General features: G+C 61.4%; 17 protein-coding genes and 1 pseudogene. 11 read left to right on the forward strand and 7 right to left on the reverse strand.

What is annotated here, in order from left to right; genetic code table 11:
* Positions 1-33 precede the first annotated feature (33 nt).
* The 3 genes from KHP07_RS08295 (at position 34) to KHP07_RS08305 (ending at position 2865) form a co-directional block, all read left to right on the forward strand.
* Positions 34-1173 (forward strand): glycerate kinase, encoded by a 1140-nt coding sequence (locus tag KHP07_RS08295; RefSeq protein ID WP_214496986.1) that lies wholly within the window; start codon positions 34-36, stop codon positions 1171-1173.
* A 53-nt stretch (positions 1174-1226) separates the two neighbouring features.
* Entirely contained in the window at positions 1227-2291 is a 1065-nt protein-coding gene (locus tag KHP07_RS08300; RefSeq protein WP_099492092.1) for a DUF1176 domain-containing protein, read from the forward strand.
* Positions 2292-2352: 61 nt separating this feature from the next.
* Entirely contained in the window at positions 2353-2865 is a 513-nt protein-coding gene (locus tag KHP07_RS08305; protein WP_099492091.1) for a GNAT family N-acetyltransferase, read from the forward strand.
* On the opposite strand, the gene KHP07_RS08310 is transcribed toward KHP07_RS08305, so the two are convergent.
* The 3 genes from KHP07_RS08310 to ccoN all read right to left on the reverse strand — a co-directional run bounded on the left by KHP07_RS08310 (position 2862) and on the right by ccoN (position 5282).
* Positions 2862-3554: an aspartate/glutamate racemase family protein gene (locus tag KHP07_RS08310; protein WP_100490618.1), complete on the reverse strand. Its 693-nt coding sequence runs from the start codon at positions 3552-3554 to the stop codon at positions 2862-2864. The genes KHP07_RS08305 and KHP07_RS08310 overlap by 4 nt on opposite strands.
* Before the next feature lie 89 nt (positions 3555-3643).
* Positions 3644-3853 (reverse strand): CcoQ/FixQ family Cbb3-type cytochrome c oxidase assembly chaperone, encoded by a 210-nt coding sequence (locus KHP07_RS08315; protein ID WP_099492090.1) that lies wholly within the window; start codon positions 3851-3853, stop codon positions 3644-3646.
* 1 nt (position 3854) lies between these two features.
* Positions 3855-5282, reverse strand: coding sequence for a cytochrome-c oxidase, cbb3-type subunit I (gene ccoN, locus KHP07_RS08320; protein ID WP_214496987.1), 1428 nt, complete (start codon positions 5280-5282; stop codon positions 3855-3857).
* Positions 5283-5506: 224 nt separating this feature from the next.
* Here ccoN and KHP07_RS29490 point away from each other — a divergent pair.
* From KHP07_RS29490 to KHP07_RS08330, 3 genes and pseudogenes are all read left to right on the forward strand, one after another.
* A pseudogene (locus KHP07_RS29490) lies at positions 5507-5593 on the forward strand (hypothetical protein); the annotation flags it as partial.
* A gap of 107 nt (positions 5594-5700) precedes the next feature.
* A complete protein-coding gene (locus tag KHP07_RS08325; RefSeq protein WP_214496988.1) occupies positions 5701-6195 on the forward strand; it encodes a hypothetical protein in 495 nt (164 codons plus the stop codon).
* Positions 6196-6348: 153 nt separating this feature from the next.
* On the forward strand, positions 6349-7020 hold the full coding sequence (locus KHP07_RS08330; RefSeq protein ID WP_214496989.1) for a DUF3313 domain-containing protein: 672 nt from the start codon (positions 6349-6351) through the stop codon (positions 7018-7020).
* 3 nt (positions 7021-7023) lie between these two features.
* On the opposite strand, the gene KHP07_RS08335 is transcribed toward KHP07_RS08330, so the two are convergent.
* From KHP07_RS08335 to KHP07_RS08350, 4 genes are all read right to left on the reverse strand, one after another.
* On the reverse strand, positions 7024-8007 hold the full coding sequence (locus KHP07_RS08335) for a DUF3829 domain-containing protein (RefSeq protein WP_214496990.1): 984 nt from the start codon (positions 8005-8007) through the stop codon (positions 7024-7026).
* Positions 8004-9551 (reverse strand): J domain-containing protein, encoded by a 1548-nt coding sequence (locus KHP07_RS08340; protein WP_214496991.1) that lies wholly within the window; start codon positions 9549-9551, stop codon positions 8004-8006. Before KHP07_RS08340 ends, KHP07_RS08335 begins: the two co-directional genes overlap by 4 nt.
* Positions 9552-9677: 126 nt before the next feature.
* Positions 9678-11078 carry a DUF1254 domain-containing protein gene (locus KHP07_RS08345; protein WP_214496992.1) on the reverse strand — a complete coding sequence of 467 codons (1401 nt, stop codon included), beginning with the start codon at positions 11076-11078 and terminating at the stop codon, positions 9678-9680.
* A gap of 328 nt (positions 11079-11406) precedes the next feature.
* Positions 11407-11769: a response regulator gene (locus KHP07_RS08350; protein WP_078048508.1), complete on the reverse strand. Its 363-nt coding sequence runs from the start codon at positions 11767-11769 to the stop codon at positions 11407-11409.
* A 240-nt stretch (positions 11770-12009) separates the two neighbouring features.
* Between KHP07_RS08350 and KHP07_RS08355 the strand changes: the two genes are divergently transcribed.
* The 5 genes from KHP07_RS08355 (at position 12010) to KHP07_RS08375 (ending at position 18589) form a co-directional block, all read left to right on the forward strand.
* Positions 12010-15513 carry a response regulator gene (locus KHP07_RS08355; RefSeq protein ID WP_214496993.1) on the forward strand — a complete coding sequence of 1168 codons (3504 nt, stop codon included), beginning with the start codon at positions 12010-12012 and terminating at the stop codon, positions 15511-15513.
* Positions 15514-16344, forward strand: a complete 831-nt coding sequence (locus KHP07_RS08360; RefSeq protein WP_371857052.1) for a CheR family methyltransferase — start codon at positions 15514-15516, stop codon at positions 16342-16344. It abuts the gene before it with no gap.
* Positions 16341-16946: a chemotaxis protein CheB gene (locus KHP07_RS08365; protein ID WP_100490627.1), complete on the forward strand. Its 606-nt coding sequence runs from the start codon at positions 16341-16343 to the stop codon at positions 16944-16946. The genes KHP07_RS08360 and KHP07_RS08365 overlap by 4 nt, the downstream gene beginning before the upstream one ends.
* On the forward strand, positions 16940-18133 hold the full coding sequence (locus KHP07_RS08370; RefSeq protein WP_078048505.1) for a hybrid sensor histidine kinase/response regulator: 1194 nt from the start codon (positions 16940-16942) through the stop codon (positions 18131-18133). The genes KHP07_RS08365 and KHP07_RS08370 overlap by 7 nt, the downstream gene beginning before the upstream one ends.
* Before the next feature lie 78 nt (positions 18134-18211).
* Positions 18212-18589, forward strand: coding sequence for a response regulator (locus KHP07_RS08375; protein WP_078048504.1), 378 nt, complete (start codon positions 18212-18214; stop codon positions 18587-18589).
* Positions 18590-18638: the final 49 nt, after the last annotated feature.

The following is an 18638-nucleotide window of genomic DNA, read 5'->3' on the forward strand; positions in this document are numbered from 1 at the left end:
CAGCATGGGCGTTATAAAAACCGGAGAAAGCCCATGAAAATCATCATCGCCCCCGACTCGTTCAAGGACAGCCTGAGCGCCGAAGGCGTCGCCCAGGCCATTGCCGCCGGGTTGGCCCAGGTCTGGCCGGATGCACAATTGATCCAGTGCCCGATGGCGGATGGCGGTGAAGGCACGGTGGAGTCGGTGCTTGCGGCGTGCAATGGCCAGTTGCGTCACCAGACGGTGCGCGGCCCGCTCGGTGCAGCGGTCGAAGCGCATTGGGGCTGGTTGGCCGACAGCCACACCGCAATCATCGAAATGGCTGAGGCGAGCGGCCTGCAGTTGGTACCGCCAGGGCAGCGCGATGCGTGCAAGACCAGCACCTATGGCACCGGCGAACTGATCCGCGCGGCTCTGGATGCTGGCGCTGAACGCATCATCCTGGCGATTGGCGGCAGTGCCACCAACGATGGCGGCGCAGGCGCGATGCAAGCGCTCGGCGTGCAGCTGTTCGACGCCGAAGGCCAGCCGCTGCCACCTGGCGGCCTGGCCCTGGCGCGCCTGGCCGATATCAACCTTGATCAACTCGACCCACGCCTGAGACAGGTGCGCTTCGACATCGCCGCGGACGTCAACAACCCGCTGTGCGGCCCCCACGGTGCCTCGGCGATTTTCGGCCCGCAAAAAGGCGCGAGTCCCGAGCAAGTCCAGCAACTGGACGCCGCCCTCGGCCACTTCGCCGATCACTGCGCTAACGTCTTGCCCAAAGATGTACGCGACGAACCCGGCAGCGGCGCCGCCGGCGGCCTGGGCTTCGCCGCCAAGGCTTTCCTGGGCGCGCAGTTCCGTGCCGGCGTTGACGTGGTAGCCGAACTGGTCGGCCTGGACGAAGCCGTCCGTGGCGCCGACCTGGTAATCACCGGCGAAGGCCGGTTCGACGCCCAGACCCTGCGCGGCAAAACCCCGTTCGGCGTGGCGCGTATCGCCCAGCAACACCAGGTGCCCGTCATTGTGATTGCCGGCACATTGGGCGAGGGTTACGAGCAGATGTACGCCCATGCTGTAGACGCGGCTTTCGCGTTGCCATCCGGGCCGATGAGCCTGGAGCAAGCGTGCAGCGAAGCACCGCGTTTGCTCAGCGAACGCGCAGCCGATATTGCGCGGCTGTGGCGCATCGCCAGTAAGCGCTGACGCGCAAGCGCGAACATGGGACAATCCGCGCCTTTTTGACACGGAGAGTCCCGATGCTTCGCCCTGCATTCCTGGCCCTGTTACTCACCAGCGCCGCTGCCCCAACCTTCGCCCAAACGCCCGCTGAAACCGTGCCGCTGCTGCGCGAGATCAAGCAGTGGGTGGTCGGTTGCGACAACCTGCGCAATTGTCATGCGCTCAGCGCGCCCAGTGGCGTGGATGAAGAGGACTACAGCTCGCTGACATTGCACCTCTGGCATCAGGCTGGGCCAGAGGGCTATTTGCGTCTGCGCTTTGATCATCGAGGTCAGGACGTCGACCTTTCCACCTTGCTGCTGGACGGTAAGCCCCTTGGTCTGGAATTGACCCGGGATCTGCACGTCGAGCTGGACGACCAGGGCGGTGATCCCGAGGTGCAGTCTTACGGTGTGATCGAAGACGCTGCGGCGCGTCGCTGGTTGCAGCGTCTGCGCAACGGGCAACGTTTGCAGTTGCCGGGTGATGAGCAGGCGCATGTGTCGCTGAGCGGGCTGAGTGCTTCGCTGCTGTTGATGGACGCGGTACAGGGGCGGGTGGATAACGTGACGGCCCTGGCCCGAACAGGCAAGGGCGCGGCCAGTGACGTGCCGCCGCGTATGTCGACGCCGGTACTGCGCAAGTTTGTTGCACCCCCCGCCCTGACCACCCAAGAGCAGGCGAGCCTGATGGCCGCTGCGTTGCAGGCGGTTAGGCCGGAGGAGGGAGAACCCGAGGCAACGGCTGGGGCGCTGACGGCGCAACAGGCAATAACGGTGGTGCGTTATGACTGTGCAGCCTACAACTGTGAGTACGACGTCAACAGCCGTAAACGGCAGGCGCCCTACGACGAAACCAGCCTTGCCATACAGCCGCTGCCCTTGGATGGCGCCGCGCTGCAGGGCTCAGTGTGGTATGACGAAGCCACCGGCACCCTGAGCTATTTCTATAAGCTGCGTGGGATCGGTGACTGCGGCGGCACAGGGTCCTGGGTATTTGACGGCGAGCGCTTGCGGCTCAGCGAGTTCCGCATGATGCCGCGCTGCACCGGAGTGGCTTCGGGTGATTGGCCGGCGCTGTGGTCGACCCATACAGCCCCCTAGCCATCGGGCGACAACGCCCCCTACACTGGCGGGCCACTTGTCTTTCAAAGGATGAAACACAATGCACGCACCTGAACCCGCTATCGTGATCCAGCGCTTTACCGAGGCTCACCTTGAAGGGGTCGCGGCGCTCTATAACGAACCGGCCGTGTGCCGTCAGGTGCTGCAAATGCCTTTCCAGTCGGTGGAGGCGTGGCGTAACAGGCTGGTCCAGGACAACGAACGGCGGCTACAGCTGGTGGCTGTGCACGGTGGTGAGGTGATCGGCCAGCTGGGCCTGGAACAGTACCTGCGTGTGCGTCAGGCCCACGTCGGTTCGTTCGGTATGGGCGTGGCGACCGCGTGGCAGGGCAAGGGCGTCGGCTCGCGGCTGTTGTCGGCCGCGCTGGACGTGGCCGACAACTGGATGAACCTGCGCCGGGTAGAACTCACGGTATACGCCGACAACGAGGCGGCGCAGGCGCTGTACCGTAAATTCGGCTTCGAGGTCGAAGGCGTATTGCGCGATTACGCCCTGCGCGACGGCCGGTTTGTCGACACCGTGAGCATGGCCCGCCTGCGCAAGTCCGCTTAGTCCTGCAAGGCAAACGCCACCGCAGCCTGCGCATGCAGCTCGGTGGTGTCCAGCAGCGGCAGGTCGCTGTGTTCGGGCTTGATCAGCAGGCTGATTTCCGTGCAACCCAGGATGATCGCCTGGGCTCCGCGTGCGGCCAGGGATTCGATCACCCCTTGGTACACCTTGCGTGACGCAGCGCTGATCACGCCGACACACAATTCCTCATAGATGATCCGGTGCACGGCCTGGCGTTCGTCCACCTCGGGCACCAGCACGGTCAGGCCCTGGGCGGCCAGGCGCGATTTGAGGAAATCCTGCTCCATGGTGAACGCGGTGCCGAGCAGGCCAACCGTGAGCGTGCCGGCTTCCACGGCCGCCGCACCGGCTGCATCCGCGATGTGCAGGAACGGAATCGACACCGCCGCTTCTATACGCGGCGCCACAAGGTGCATGGTGTTGGTACACAGCACCACGCACTCGGCGCCCCCCGCCTGCAGGCGGCGCGCGGCATCTTCGAGGATCAGCGCGGTGTCGTCCCAGCGACCGGCATGCTGGGCCTGCTCCACTGGGCCAAAATCCACGCTGTACATCAACAGTTGCGCCGACCGCAGCGGCCCAAGCTGGTCGCGCACGCGCTGGTTGATGATGCGGTAGTACTCGGCGCTGGATTCCCAGCTCATGCCGCCGATAAGGCCGATGGTGCGCATGCGAAGCTCCTGACAAGGAAAGTCGCCTCACCTTACGCACCAGCCGTGGATTAGTCATACGCAGTTAGCGGCGAAATGACCGGTGCAGTTCACATATCCTGGTTGACCCAGCCTGGCCTCGGCGCTTGCGGCGCCACCGCGTTGACCTGCTTGCCAGTCGCCAACTCCACGCGCCGCGCCACTTCCGGGTCATCGGCAAAGGGGATCAGGCTGGCATCCTCCAGGCTCTTGTCGCACTGGCCATGCAGGCAGTACTCCACTGCGCCATACAGGCACACCACCATCAGCAGGCTCCACATCTCAGGCGATCCTGGCGTCAAGCTGGGCCATGTTCAGGTCTGCGACCCGCACCGTACGCCAAGTGTTGTAGGCCATCAGCAGCATCCCGCTGAGAAAGAACACACCCCCGGCAAAGCGCACTACAAACCCGGGGTGGCTGGCCTGCAAGGCCTCGACAAACGAGTAGGTGAGGGTGCCGTCATCGTTGACTGCCCGCCACATCAGGCCCTGGGTAATGCCGTTGACCCACATCGAGGCGATGTACAGTACCGTGCCGATGGTCGCCAGCCAGAAGTGCAGGTTGATCAGCGGCACGCTGTGCATTTGCTCGCGGCCGAATACTTTGGGGATCATGTGGTACAGCGAACCAAAAGTGATCATCGCCACCCAGCCCAGTGCGCCGGCGTGGACGTGGCCGATGGTCCAGTCGGTGTAGTGGGAGAGGGCATTGACCGTCTTGATTGCCATCATCGGGCCCTCGAACGTCGACATGCCGTAGAACGCCAGCGACAACACCAGGAAACGCAGGATCGGGTCTGTGCGCAATTTATGCCAGGCGCCGGACAAGGTCATCATGCCATTGATCATCCCGCCCCAGCTGGGCGCCAGCAGGATCAGCGACATCGCCATGCCCAGGGACTGCGCCCAGTCCGGCAGCGCGGTGTAGTGCAAATGGTGCGGGCCAGCCCAGATGTACAGGGTGATCAGCGCCCAGAAGTGCACGATGGACAGGCGATAGGAGTACACCGGGCGTCCGACTTGTTTGGGCACGAAGTAGTACATCATCCCCAAAAAGCCTGTGGTCAGGAAAAACCCTACCGCGTTATGCCCGTACCACCACTGCACCATGGCATCTGTCGCGCCGGAATACACCGGGTAGGACTTGAACCAGTCCACCGGAATCGCCAGGTGATTGACCACATGCAGCATGGCGATCACCAGAATGAACGCGCCGAAAAACCAGTTGCCCACGTAGATATGCCGGGTCTTGCGCCGCACCACGGTGGTGAAAAACACGATGGCATACGCCACCCACACCACCGCCATCCACACGGCGCCGGAGAACTCGATCTCGGCGTACTCCTTGGTGGTGGTGTAGCCCAGCGGCAAGCTGATCAACATGATCAGGATGACTGACTGCCAGCCCCAGAAGGTAAACGCAGCCAGGCGGTCGGAAAACAACCGCACCTGGCAAGTGCGCTGTACCGCGTAATAGCTGGCGGCAAACTGTGCGCTGCCGGCAAAACCGAAGATCACCAGGCTGGTGTGCAAGGGCCGCAGGCGGCCAAAGGTGGTCCAGGGCAGGTCCAGGTTCATCTCGGGCCAGACCAGTTGCGAGGCGATCCACACGCCCATGGCCATGCCCACCACGCCCCAGACGATGGTAGCGATCACGAATTGGCGCACGACCTTGTAGTTGTAGGCCTGCCCAGTTGTTGCGGTGCTCATGCTCAGTCCTCCCACGGTTCCAAGTGACGGCACTGTAGGAAGCGTGGGTAAAACAAAACAGGCTCAGAAAAACTTCATTGTTGCGGATCAGTTTATTTGGCCTGAAATCGCTGCTTCTGGCCCACCTGATCCGGTTTATACCTATCCACCTGAATCTTCAACGCACTGCGCTGCAAGCGCATTGTCGCCCCATAGAAGCTGCGCCCTGGCGCGCGGCCAACCCTATCGGCATCTTGGGTGTCGATAAAAATGGCAGCGAGTGGTGCCACGTCACCCTCGGCGGTGCCCAGGGCAACCACAGCGCACTGGGCTGTACGCGGGGCAACCGGCATGAGGCGTGCGGGCGTTAATCATACGCAGAGACAGCGCATCTGCCATGATCAGGCTTCGCAACCTGGCTCACCCAAGGAACTCCGCAATGGACGATGTACAGCAATTGGGCGAGATGCTTCGTCATTACGCCGACAGCGAAGCGCATAAAAAGCAGCAATTCGATGTGCAGTCCGCCCGCTGGGCGCAAAAGCTCGATGAGTTGTTCGGGCAGATCGAGCAATGGCTTGAGCCGGTGAAGACGGTGGGGTTGCTGGAGGTGCGCCGCGAGGCCTATGTCGCCAGTGGCCCGAGCTTGCCGGTGGAAGCGTCGACCTTCAAGACCGAAAAACTGACCGTGCAGATCACCGGCAAACCGGTTGAATTCGTACCGGATGTGATGGGGGCGGGCGGGTTGATCTCCGTGTCGGTCATCGGCTTGACTGCTGCACGGCATGGCAGCGTGTCATTGGTGTTGCCCGCAGACAAAAACGACTGGCTGTGGAAGAAAACCAACGGCCTGAAAGACCCGGACACCTTTGGCTTCGACGCCAACTTCCTCGCCTCGCAGTTGCAGAGCCTGATTCCACGCGAACGTGGCTGATAGTACGCGTTATCGTTGATGATCATCCCCGGCAAGCCGGCGCCTACAGGGTCGGCAGGTCTGTCATACAGACGCTGGAAATAAGGCGAATTGGCCAGGATTGGCTATACCTACAGCTCCATGTCTCGATGATGATCGCCAGGGAGTTCAATGATGAAACTAAGGCTAATGATCAGTACGCTGTGCGTGGCGTCGATCGCCATGACCGGTTGTGCCAGCAAGGTCACACAACCGGATGAGTACTCCGGCTTTCTCTCGGACTACAGCCAGCTCAGGGAAGCCAAGTCCCCCTCGGGTGCCGAGGTGATGCGCTGGGTCGATCCCAAGCTGGACCTGAGCCGCTACACGGCGGTGTACATCGAGCCGACCCAGTTCTACCCCAAGCCCCAGGCCACCACGAAAATCCCCGACAGTACCCTCAACGGCATCAACACTTACTACAACCAGGCGCTCAAGCGTGAACTGGAAAAAACCCTGCCCCTGGCCAACGGCCCTGGCCCTGGCGTGATCGTGGTGCGTGCGGCGATCACCGCCGTGAGCAGCAAGACCGAAGGCCTCAAGCCCTATGAATTCGTCCCGGTGGCGCTGGTCGCGGCGGCGGTGAGCACTGGCACCGGCATCCGGGATCAGGAAACCACCCTGGGCACCGAGGCGCAGTTTCTCGACGGTTCAAGTGGCAAGGTGATTGCCCAGGTGGTGCGCAAAGGCACCGGCAAGCCACTGGCCAATGACTCGCAGGTGATGAAGGCCGACGACGTGAAAGGCGTGATCGATGGCTGGGCGTCGGACCTGCATCAGTCGTTCCTGAAGCTGAAAAAGCACTAGCGGCTAATACACGTTCCTCGCCGGCCGGTTGTAGAAGCTGAGCAGGATGTCGTAGCGACGGGTGACAAGGGAGTAATCGTCACTCAGTCGCTGCGGCGTGGCGTGGTCCAGCCAGTCCTGGTGCAGGGTGCGCAATGCCTTGAGGTAGTCGTCGGCGGAGGAGCGGGTGGCGTACCAGAGGTGAATGGCCTCTTCCTTGCGCTTGTCGCGCGGCATTTTTACCAGGAAGGCCTGGCTGGCGTCGCTGGCCTGTTGCAGCGTATCGATCAGGCTGAGCAGTTGTTGCGGCGTCAGGCTGGCGTCGCGCACGCCCTTGTCGATCTGGTTCACTGCCTGGCGGGCCGCGATCATATGGTTGAGCAGGTGCCAATGCAGGTCCCGGCCAAACCGTGATTCCAGCAGTGCCAGTTGGGCGGGGCGCACACGGATGTCTTCCTCTTCCAACAGGTTGCGCAACGCGGCGGATGCCTTCAGGTAGGCTTCGCCCCGCTGGTCCAATTGCCCTTTCAGGCTATTGTTCATGGCTTGCGCTACCATTTGCCGCACGTTCGGCGGCATGCCATTGATCTGCACTGGCTCGACCATGTCCGCCAGGGATGTGAATGAATTCAGCTTGTCGGCATAGGTCGTGGCGAGCTCAAGCAAATGGCTGCCGGGCTGCTGGCGCTGCAGTTTGAGCGTGTACAGCTGCGAGCAGACGGCCGCCTGGATATGCCTCGGTTCAGGTTCGTCACGGTCGCCGAACTTATCCTGGCTGGGCGTTTCGGGCTGTGGCGATTGCATGCGGTAGTAGGCCAGGCGAGTATTCCGGTCGATACGGTTCACGCAGTCAATAATCGGCGCCAGCGCACTGGCCGTGGCGGTGTAGGGACTGTCGCGCTGGTCCAGCCACAACTGCACGCGTTGCAGCGGCTTGGTGGCGCCGGCAACCCCGAGCAATCCCAGGCCCAGCACCAGGCCGATGGGAAACAACCATTTCGGATTCATTGCTTGGCCTCCTGGCCATACCACTGCGCGTGGGTCGCAGGGGCCTGGCATTCCGGCGCCGAGCGTGGCATGCGGCTGCACAAGCGTTCGGTCCACTGTTGCAGGCCCTGGTTACGGGTGACGAGGTGCTGGTTGTCGAGCAGCACCAAGCCGACGTACAGCCCAACCCCGCAGACGAAGAACAGCACCATGCCCAGCGCGCTCCAGCGGGGATGGCGGGTGGTCCACGGAGTGTGATGATCCATGAACGGTCGCTTGGCCACGCCGATGGCGGCCAAGGCCACCACCAGAGTCAGGCTGGCAAAGAGCCCGAACGCATAACCCAGCGCGGCGGCGAGGATCAGCCCAGGCACCAGGTCGCGTATCGGCAGCAACGGTAAGTGAGTCGGGCTGAGCGCGCGTGGCAGGCGGGCACTGAGCTGCTCATCCAGCACCCGATACTGGTGGGCCAGGGGCCGCCAGACCTGCCAGGCCAACCCGGCGCCGATCACCGCGCCGACTGCCCAAAGGATGCCGTAGCCCAGGGTCGGCACTACTTGGCCAACCAGAGGGTCGGCGTTTACCAGCACGCCCACCAGGCAACTCAGGAACAGTGCGACGATCCACGGCCAGGTGTCCATGGCCGTGTCCCAGCCTTGCCAGAAATACACGGTACCGCCGGGCATGGCTTCGGCTTCGGCCACGTGCTCGGCGTAGATATCGGCACTGAGCGTCTGGCAGGCTTTCCAGTCGTGCTCGTCCAGGCGCTGGGCGAATGCGCGGCGCTGGCCCAGGCTCATGGGTGCCAGCAGCAACCGCGCGGCCCGTTGTTGTGGGCTGAAGGGCGGCTCGCTGGCCATGACACGCTGGCGCGCGATGAAGGCCGGTGCTTGTTGGCGCCGCAACAGCACCGCCCAGTCGCCGGCAGGGCATTCATGATCTGCACCGCCGTGCCAGTTCTGGCCGGTACACACCGCCTCGAAGACGGCGCTCGACCAGTAATGACTGTGCACCAGCAGCCGCGCCAACCATTGGTTGAACCACTCGGCATGCGGGTGATTGTTCACCCAGGGGCACTCCGTGCGTGCCGCGTAGGCGGCCAGGAAGGCGGCTTCGTCTTTTTGCTCCAGGGCCTGGCGCAAGGGTTGCTGCAATGCCGCGCGGTGTTTGCGCTCAAGCTTTTCGATCAACTCGCCGGGCAGTTCCAGGCGCTGCCAGGCCGTCAGCCAGTTGAAGGTTGCAAACGCCCAGCGGGTTTCGTCGGGGCTGAGATCGTTCTCGATATCGCGCAACAACAGGTGGATTTCAAAGTGCAGGGCGCTGCCATTGGCCATTGCCGCCTGATACTGCTCGCCCAGGGTGTTGCCCCGGGTTTCAATGACCACCTCGTCGGCTTCCTGCAACCCCTGGTGCCACTCCAGCGCGGCCTCATAGGCTTCGCGCAGGCGTTGAAACCCTTCGGGGTCATCATCCGGCCGGGTTTGCTTCAGCAGCGCGGCGTAGCTGCGCTTGATCGTGCGGCTATCGGCATCCGGCGGCAGGCCAAGGACATTCCAGCAAGTCATGTGCGGTGCAACTCCCTAAACAATCGCGCGCACATTACCGGTTTGGCACAGGTTGAGGAAGCTGCGCATCAGGGCGCGTGAGTCGTCAATGCCCGGTCAATCCCTGTCGCGACCGGGCACGCGGTGTTACTTGAGTGGGGTCAGGGGCGGCAGCTTCCATTGACCGTTGCCCACCTCAGGCTTGGGCAGGTAAATGCGCAACACGGCATAAAACGGGCCCGGTGGGGCCGGCAACCAGTTGCTTTGTTCGGCTTTGGGTGGCTCGTGGTGCTGCAGCGCCAGGGTCAGGCCGCCATCGGCGTCGCGCTTGAGGCTGGAGAGCATCCGCGAGTTGATCAGGTAGCGTTTCTTGTGGTTGGGCACCAGCAGCTTGGTCTTGGCGTCATACATGGTCAGTGACCAGAACGCGTCGGCGGGTGGCAGCTGGTCCTTGGCGAAATGCACGGTGTAGCTGTGGCGCGCGCCGTTGGCGGGCTTGCCTTCACTGTCGACGAAGTAGCCGAGATAAGCCGCTTCGTCGGCGGAGTTGCCGAAAATACCCATGTCGGCGCCGGCGTAGCGGTACAGGTAGTTGTTTTTCAGGCGGTCGCGGCTGCCGAACAGCTCACCGCTGGAGACCTGGTGGGTGTCAATCTTGTCCTTCTTGAATGCGGCGAACTCGGCGCGGGCATCCGAGATACCGTCTTCCAGGGCCTTGCGTTGTTCGGCGGTCAATTCCTTGACCTTGAACGGTGCGCCCGGGGCGATCCCGATCTTGGCAAACCGCGCCAGCAGGTCTTTTTCACTGTCCTGCGGTGCGGCAAAGGCCAGCATAAAGTTCAGGTAGCGAAACAGTTGCGGGCCCTCGGTCATGGTTGCCATGGGCTTGGGCCATTCAATCTTCGGCGGCTTGGCGGGGGCGGGTTGCTTCACGTAGCTGCTCAACGGCTGCACTTTGTAGCCGCTCTGGATCTGCTTGACCTTGTTCAGGTCTTTTTCATCAAACAGCTGCGTGCGGTACAGGGCATAGGCGATATTGCTTTCGCTGTACACCACACGGTCGATGTCCACCGGCTGCTGACCCTTCCAGTCGGGACCGGCGATCATGTAGTGGCCGCCGTTGTTGCCGGTGCTACGGGTGCCCAGGTAGGCGAAGTTCTGGGTATAGAGGTCGATCAACTGCACCGAGTAGTAGCGGTTGTCTTCGATCTTGGGCAGGGTCAGCACCTGGGGCTCGCTGCGCAGGTCCAGCCACACGAAGGAGTAAGGCGTGTCTGAGTTCGGGGTGACGAAGGCGGTGTCCTTGGGCGTGAACACCTGGGCAGTGTTGCCGATGTGATTGAACGGCGCCTTGAAGTTGGCCCCGCCCTTGTCGACGGCTTGGGTGTAGAGCGTCTTGTACATCTCCACCACCGGGTAGCCATACAAATAGGCTTCCTTGGCGATGGCCCGGGCTTCACTGGGGGTTGCGGTGAAATCGGCCCAGGCGCCGGTACTCATGAGAATCGAGAGGCTCGCCAACAGCAGGCGCGTCGGTTTTCCAATCATGTTGTAGCGTCCTTCCAGAGATCTTTTTTAAGGGCGTGGGATTAAACCGCCGAGTAAACCGGTTTATTTGTCGAACGTCACGTTAATCCCTGCGAGCAGCGTGAACTCGGGCGAGCCGTCACCCTGGCTCGCCACTGTCCACTGTAGCTCGACAGAGGCATTGAACAGGTTACTGCCGGCTTTCCAGGCGTTGCCCGCACCAAAACCGATGAGAATCCAGTGAGTGTCGTTCTTCGAATCGAAGGTTCAGGTGCCTGTGGAGCGCAAGTATCAGCCCCTCGGCAGGCTATGCTCGCAAGTGGCCGCCCTGATTGGGCGGCAGCGGGGCTCAGGCGTCGGGCAGCATCGATTTGACTTTGTCGCGCAATTGATCGATGGAGAACGGCTTGGCAATCACCTGCATGCCGGCAGGCACGTCGATTTCCGCGTAGCCACTGGCAAACAGGATGGGCAGGGCGGGGCGCAGTTTGCGCACATGCTCTGCCAGTTCCTTGCCATCCATGCCTGGCAGGCCATTGTCGGTCATCATCAGGTCGATGACCTGCTCGGTGCTATTCACCACTGCCAGCGCTTCTTCTGCGTCGGCAGCCTCCAGCACACTGAATTCCAACTCCTCCAGGACATCGACGATCAGCATGCGCACGATGGCGTCGTCTTCAACAACAAGGATGGTGGAGGTGACTGCGGACATAGTATGGAATTCCCAAAAAAGGCGAGGATTTACACGCGGCCGTTCTGTCAGGCCTCTTCCTTGAGTAAGCGCGCACTCGTGACAAGTTCCCGCTGGCCGTAAAAACAATGCGATAGAAAAGACCAGAGAGAATAGCCTGTTCCTTTGTAGGAATCTGTACAAAACCGTTCTAGAAAAATGGTTTTGCCTGTCACTTTGGGGCAAACTCCCGGTTTTTCCGTATTTGGCCAAGGCATGCCCATGACTCCCGCGTCGTCCGTCGATGAAAAGAGCTTTCGTAACCTCCTAAGCCGAAACGTGGCATTGCCCTTGGGTGTGGGCGTGCTCAGCGCGGTGTTTTTCGTCGTTTTGATCACCTATCTGCTGTCGGTGATCCAGTGGGTGGAGCACACCGACCGGGTCATTAACAACCTCAATGAGTCGTCCAAGCTGACGGTCGACCTGGAGACCGGCATGCGCGGTTTCCTTATTACCGGCGACGAGCATTTCCTTGACCCGTATGAGGTTGCCAAGCCGCGCATCATTGCCGACCTGCGCAACCTGCAAGATTTGGTAGCCGACAATCCGCAGCAGGTGGACCGCCTCAAGCGCCTGGAAGGCTTGCAGGCCGAGTGGAACAAGTACGCCCAGTCGATGATTGACATGCAGCGCACCAGCGGTGACTACCGCAGCGCGGTCAAGGCCGGCCGTGGCAAACGCTTGACCGATGAGATCCGCAAGGAATACGACGATGCGGTGGCGATGGAGCAGCAGTTCCGCATCACCCGTAATGAGGAAGTTACCCGCACCACGGTAATCAGCGTCACCCTGTACTTGGCCTTCGTGCTCGGCTTGAGTGGCTTCCTGGCCTATATCGGCCGCAAGAATTTGCTAGCTTTATCAGAGAGTTATAGCGCAAACCTCGCGTCGCAACAGAAGATTGCGCGACGGCTCGAGCAGCAAGCCTGGCTGCGCAATGGCCAGACCGAACTGGCTGAACAAGTGCTTGGCCAGCTCACCCTTAATATGCTCGGCCGCAATATCTTGCAATTTTTTGCCCAGTACATGGGCTCGGCTGTTGCCGCGCTGTACGTGCGAGAAGAACACGGCGGCCTTAAGCGCGTGGCCACCTATGGCTTCTCCCGCGAGCAGGAACAGCGTGAGCAAGCGATTTACAGTGACGAAGGCATCGTCGGCCAAGCCGCCCAACTGGATCGGCTGATTCGCCTGGATGATGTGCCGGTGGATTACTTCAAGGTCAGCTCCGGCCTGGGCGAAGGCCCGACCCGCAGCGTTCTGGTCATGCCCACCAGCGATGATGACCGTGTCAATGGTGTGATCGAGCTGGGCTTCCTGCGCCCGCTGGAAGAGCGCGACGAAGAGCTGCTGGAACTGATCGCCGGCAATATCGGCACTTCGATCGAAGCCGCCCGCTACCGCCAGCGTCTGCAAGAAGTGCTGGCCGAGACCCAGCAGCTCAACGAAGAGTTGCAAGTGCAGCAGGAAGAGCTCAAGACCGCCAACGAAGAGTTGGAAGAACAGTCGCGCATCCTCAAGGAGTCCCAGGCCCACCTGGAAACCCAGCAGGCCGAGCTGGAGCAGACCAACGAACAATTGGCCGAGCAGACCGAGACCCTGGCCGAGCAACGCGACGCCATGGACCGCAAGAACATTGAGCTGAACCAGGCCCAGCTTGAGCTGGAAGACCGCGCCGAAGAGTTGCAGCGTTCCAGCAAGTACAAGTCCGAGTTCCTCGCCAACATGTCTCACGAGCTGCGCACACCGCTGAACAGCTCGCTGATCCTGGCCAAGTTGCTGGCCGAGAACCCCCAGGAAAACCTCAGCGCCGAGCAGGTCAAGTTTGCCGAATCGATCTATTCCGCTGGCAATGACCTGCTCAACCTGATCAACGACATCCTGGATATTTCCAAGGTCGAGGCCGGCAAGCTCGAAGTGCGTCCGGAAAATTCCAGCGTGGCACGCCTGGTAGATGGCCTGCGCGGGATGTTCGAGCCGCTGGCGGCCGACCGCAAGCTGGGGTTCCGGGTGGACGTGCAGGCTGGCTCACCGACCATGCTGTTCACCGACCGCCAGCGCCTGGAACAGATCCTCAAGAACTTGCTGTCCAACGCGGTCAAATTCACCGAGCAGGGTGAGGTCAGCTTGTCGGTGTCCCGCGCGTCAGGGGAGGGCATTGCCTTCACGGTTCGCGACTCCGGCATCGGCATTGCCCCGGACCAGCAGGAAAGCATCTTCGAAGCCTTCCGCCAGGCCGACGGCACCACCAACCGCCGCTATGGCGGCACCGGCCTGGGCCTGTCGATCTCCCGCGACCTGGCGACCCTGCTGGGTGGCTATATCAGTGTGACCAGCGAGCCAGGCAAGGGCAGTGTCTTCACCCTGGTATTGCCGGAGCAGTATGTAGAACGCGAAGAAGACGCCGCGCCGATCGAGCAGCCCCGCCAAGTGGTGGTGGCGCCCGCACCGGTTCCGGTCGCCGTCAAGGTGTCGCCGCTGCCGGTGGCCGATGCCAGCCAGATCCCACGCTTTGCCGACGACCGCGACAAGGCCCCGTTCACCACGCGCTGCATCCTGGTGGTGGAGGATGAGCCGAACTTTGCGCGCATCCTCTTCGACCTGGCCCACGAGCTGGGCTACAACTGCCTGGTGGCCCATGGCGCCGACGAAGGCTACAGCCTGGCCGAGGAGTACATTCCCGACGCGATCCTGCTGGACATGCGCCTGCCGGACCACTCCGGGCTGACCGTACTGCAACGCCTGAAGGAACACGCCAACACCCGGCATATCCCGGTGCACGTGATTTCCGTGGAAGATCGCGTGGAAGCCGCCATGCACATGGGCGCCATCGGTTATGCCGTAAAGCCAACCACCCGCGAAGAGCTCAAGGACGTGTTCGCGCGCCTGGAAGCCAAGCTGACCCAGAAGGTCAAGCGCGTGCTGCTGGTGGAGGACGATGACCTGCAACGTGACAGCATCGCCCGCCTGATCGGTGACGATGACATCGAGATCACCGACGTCGGTTACGCCCAGGCCGCCCTGGACCTGCTGCGCACCAATATCTACGACTGCATGATCATTGACCTCAAGCTGCCGGACATGCTCGGCAACGAGTTGCTCAAGCGCATGGCCACCGAGGACATTTGCTCGTTCCCGCCGGTGATCGTCTACACCGGTCGCAACCTGACCCGCGATGAAGAGGCCGAACTGCGCAAGTATTCGCGCTCGATCATCATCAAGGGCGCCCGCTCGCCCGAGCGCCTGCTGGACGAAGTCACACTCTTTCTGCACAAAGTCGAATCCCAGCTGTCCCATGATCGCCAGAAGATGCTCAAGACCGCCCGCAGCCGCGATAAAGTCTTCGAGGGGCGCAAGATCCTGCTGGTGGACGACGATGTGCGTAACATCTTCGCCCTGACCAGTGCCCTGGAGCACAAAGGCGCGGTGGTGGTGATCGGGCGTAACGGCCGTGAAGCCATCGATAAACTCAATGAAGTCGACGATATCGACCTGGTGCTGATGGACGTGATGATGCCGGAAATGGACGGTTACGAGGCCACTGCCTTGATCCGCCAGGACCCGCGCTGGAAGAAACTGCCGATCATCGCGGTAACGGCCAAGGCCATGAAGGACGATCAGGAGCGCTGCCTGGCAGCCGGCTCCAACGATTACTTGGCCAAACCGATCGACCTGGATCGTCTGTTCTCACTGATTCGCGTATGGCTACCGAAGATGGAACGCATTTAAGTGGAGCGAAGTTTTTTGGAAAAAAGCAGCGACATTGAGCTGCGCCTGTTGATCGAGGCGATTTACCTCAAGTACAGCTACGACTTCCGGGATTACTCCGGCGCGTCGGTCAAGCGCCGCGTGGCCCACGCCCTGCGCCAGTTTGATTGCGCGACCATTTCCGCCTTGCAGGAGCGCGTGCTGCACGACCCGGCCGCGTTCATGCAGTTGCTGCAGTTCCTGACGATCCCGGTGAGCGAGATGTTTCGCGACCCGTCGCACTTCCTGGCGATCCGCCAGGAGGTGGTGCCGCTGCTCAAGACCTACCCGTCGATCAAGATCTGGATCGCCGGTTGCAGCACGGGCGAGGAGGTGTACTCCATGGCCATCCTGCTACGCGAAGAGGGGTTGCTGGAGCGAACGATCATCTACGCCACCGACATCAACCCGGCGTCGCTGGACAAAGCCAAGCAGGGCATCTTTTCCCTGGAGAACGTGCGCGCCTACACCGCCAATTATCAGCAGGCTGGTGGGCAACGTTCATTTGCCGACTACTACACGGCGGCATACGATTACGCCATCTTCGATAAGACGCTGCGCGAGAATGTCACCTTTGCCGACCACAGCTTGGCGACCGATAGTGTATTCTCAGAAACTCAGTTAATTTCATGTCGCAACGTATTGATTTACTTCAATAAAAAATTGCAGGATCGTGCGTTTGGATTGTTCCACGAGTCGCTGTGTCATCGCGGCTTCCTGGTGCTGGGCAGCAAGGAGACGTTGGATTTCTCCGCGTTCGGCAAACAGTTCGAACCCTTGGTCAAACAGGAACGGATCTACCGGAAGCTATGAGCCAAGCGTCTGCCAGCCCGGCATCGGTCCGGGGCATAGAAGCTATCGTCATCGGCGCCTCCGCCGGTGGCGTGGAGGCGCTGCTGACAATATTTGGCCAACTGCCCGCAGACTTCGGCTTGCCGATCATCACCGTATTACACCTGCCGGACGAACGCCGCAGCCAATTGGCCGAGGTATTTGACCGTCGGGTTGCCATGCCGGTGGTGGAGGCGCGGGACAAGGAAGTGCTCAAGCCCGGCACCCTGTACTTTGCCGGCCCCGGTTATCACCTGTCGGTGGAGCAAGACCGCAGCCTGTCCCTGAGCCAGGAAGACCGGGTGCACCATTCGCGGCCGGCGATTGATTTCCTGTTTGAATCCGCCGCCGATGCCTACGGCAAAGGCTTGATGGCGATCCTGCTGACCGGTGCCAACCATGACGGCGCCCGCGGCCTGGCTCACGTCAAGCAGCAGGGTGGTACCACCGTCGTGCAAGAACCCACTGAAGCACGTGTCGCTGTCATGCCACGTGCAGCCCTGGCGCTGCATACACCTGACCACATTCTGACGTTGAGCCACATTGGCTCATTGCTGGCTTCCCTGGAATATTCCCCATGTTAAGTACTGTCCAGGCCAAACTGCTGATCGTCGACGATCTGCCGGAAAACCTGCTGGCCCTCGAAGCGCTGATCAAGCGCGAGGACCGCCAGGTGTTCAAGGCATTGAGCGCCGACGAGGCCTTGTCCCTGTTGCTGGAGCACGAGTTCGCCATGGCGATTCTCGACGTGCAGATGCCCGGCATGAACGGGTTCGAGCTGGCCGAATTGATGCGCGGTACCGAAAAAACCAAGAACATCCCGATTGTGTTCGTCAGCGCCGCCGGCCGCGAACTCAATTACGCCTTCAAGGGCTACGAAAGCGGCGCCGTGGACTTCCTGCACAAGCCGCTGGATATCCACGCGGTGAAGAGCAAGGTCAATGTGTTCGTCGACCTGTACCGCCAAAGCAAGGCCATGAAGCTACAGGTCGAAGCCCTGGAGCGCAGCCGTCGCGAGCAGGAACAGCTGCTGGCACGCCTGCAGGCCACCCAGGCCGAGCTGGAGCAGGCCGTGCGCATGCGTGACGATTTCATGTCGATCGTTGCCCACGAAGTGCGCACGCCCCTCAACGGGCTGATCCTTGAGACCCAATTGCGCAAGATGCACCTGGCCCGCGACAACGCCGCCGCGTTCACCCTGGACAAAATGCATGCCATGGTCGACCGCGATGAACGCCAGATCCAGAGCCTGATCCGACTGATTGAGGACATGCTCGACGTATCGCGCATCCGCACCGGCAAACTGTCGATACGCCCGGCGCGTTTTAACCTGACACAACTGGTGAGCAACCTGGTGGAAAACTTCGCGCCCCAGGTCGCGGCGGCGGACTCGACCATGACCCTGGTGGCCGATGGGCCGGTGGAAGGCAACTGGGATGAGTTCCGCATTGAGCAGGTGGTCACCAACCTGCTGACCAATGCCCTGCGCTACGGGGCCAAGAGCCCGGTAGAGGTGCGCGTGTACAGCGAACACGGCGAAGCCCGTGTGGAAGTGCGCGACCACGGCATTGGCATCAGCGAAGACAACCAGAAGCGTATTTTCCAGCAGTTCGAACGGGTTTCCGCCAGCCAAGTGGCGGCGGGGCTGGGCCTGGGGCTGTTCATTTCCGAGCAGATCGTTGCGGCCCACGGTGGCGCTATCGAGGTCGAGAGCCAGATAGGCGAGGGCGCCTTGTTTCGGGTGTGCCTGCCCTTGCAGGCGTCGACATGAAATCAATCGTCACCTCGACGCAACCTCTGCGTGACCCCATGGTCGTAATTGCAGCAATTGACCGGACAAAGGCTTCCCATGAGTGAAGATGCACAAGATGTCGTTCTGATCGTCGAGGACGATGAATCCATTATGTTTGTGCTGGGTGAATACCTGGCGGGCCTGGGCTATCGGGTATTGAAGGCAATCGATGGGGAGCAGGCCTTCGAAATCCTTGCCTCCAAGCCACACCTGGACCTGATGGTCACCGATTACCGTTTGCCCGGCGGGATTTCCGGGGTGCAGATCGCCGAGCCCGCGCTGCTGTTGCGGCCGGAATTGAAAGTGATCTTCATCAGTGGTTACCCGCAGGAAATTCTCGACTGCAACAGCCCGATCACGCGCAACGCGCCGATCCTGGCCAAGCCGTTTGACTTGGATACGCTACAAGAGCATATCCAGCGCTTACTCGCGTGATGTCCTGCGCCTGATACATCCGGTCATGCTTTAACGCGCACTCCGTGGA

The sequence above is a fragment of the Pseudomonas sp. VS40 genome (genome assembly GCF_018587885.1).
In the GTDB taxonomy this organism is placed as follows: domain Bacteria; phylum Pseudomonadota; class Gammaproteobacteria; order Pseudomonadales; family Pseudomonadaceae; genus Aquipseudomonas; species Aquipseudomonas pergaminensis.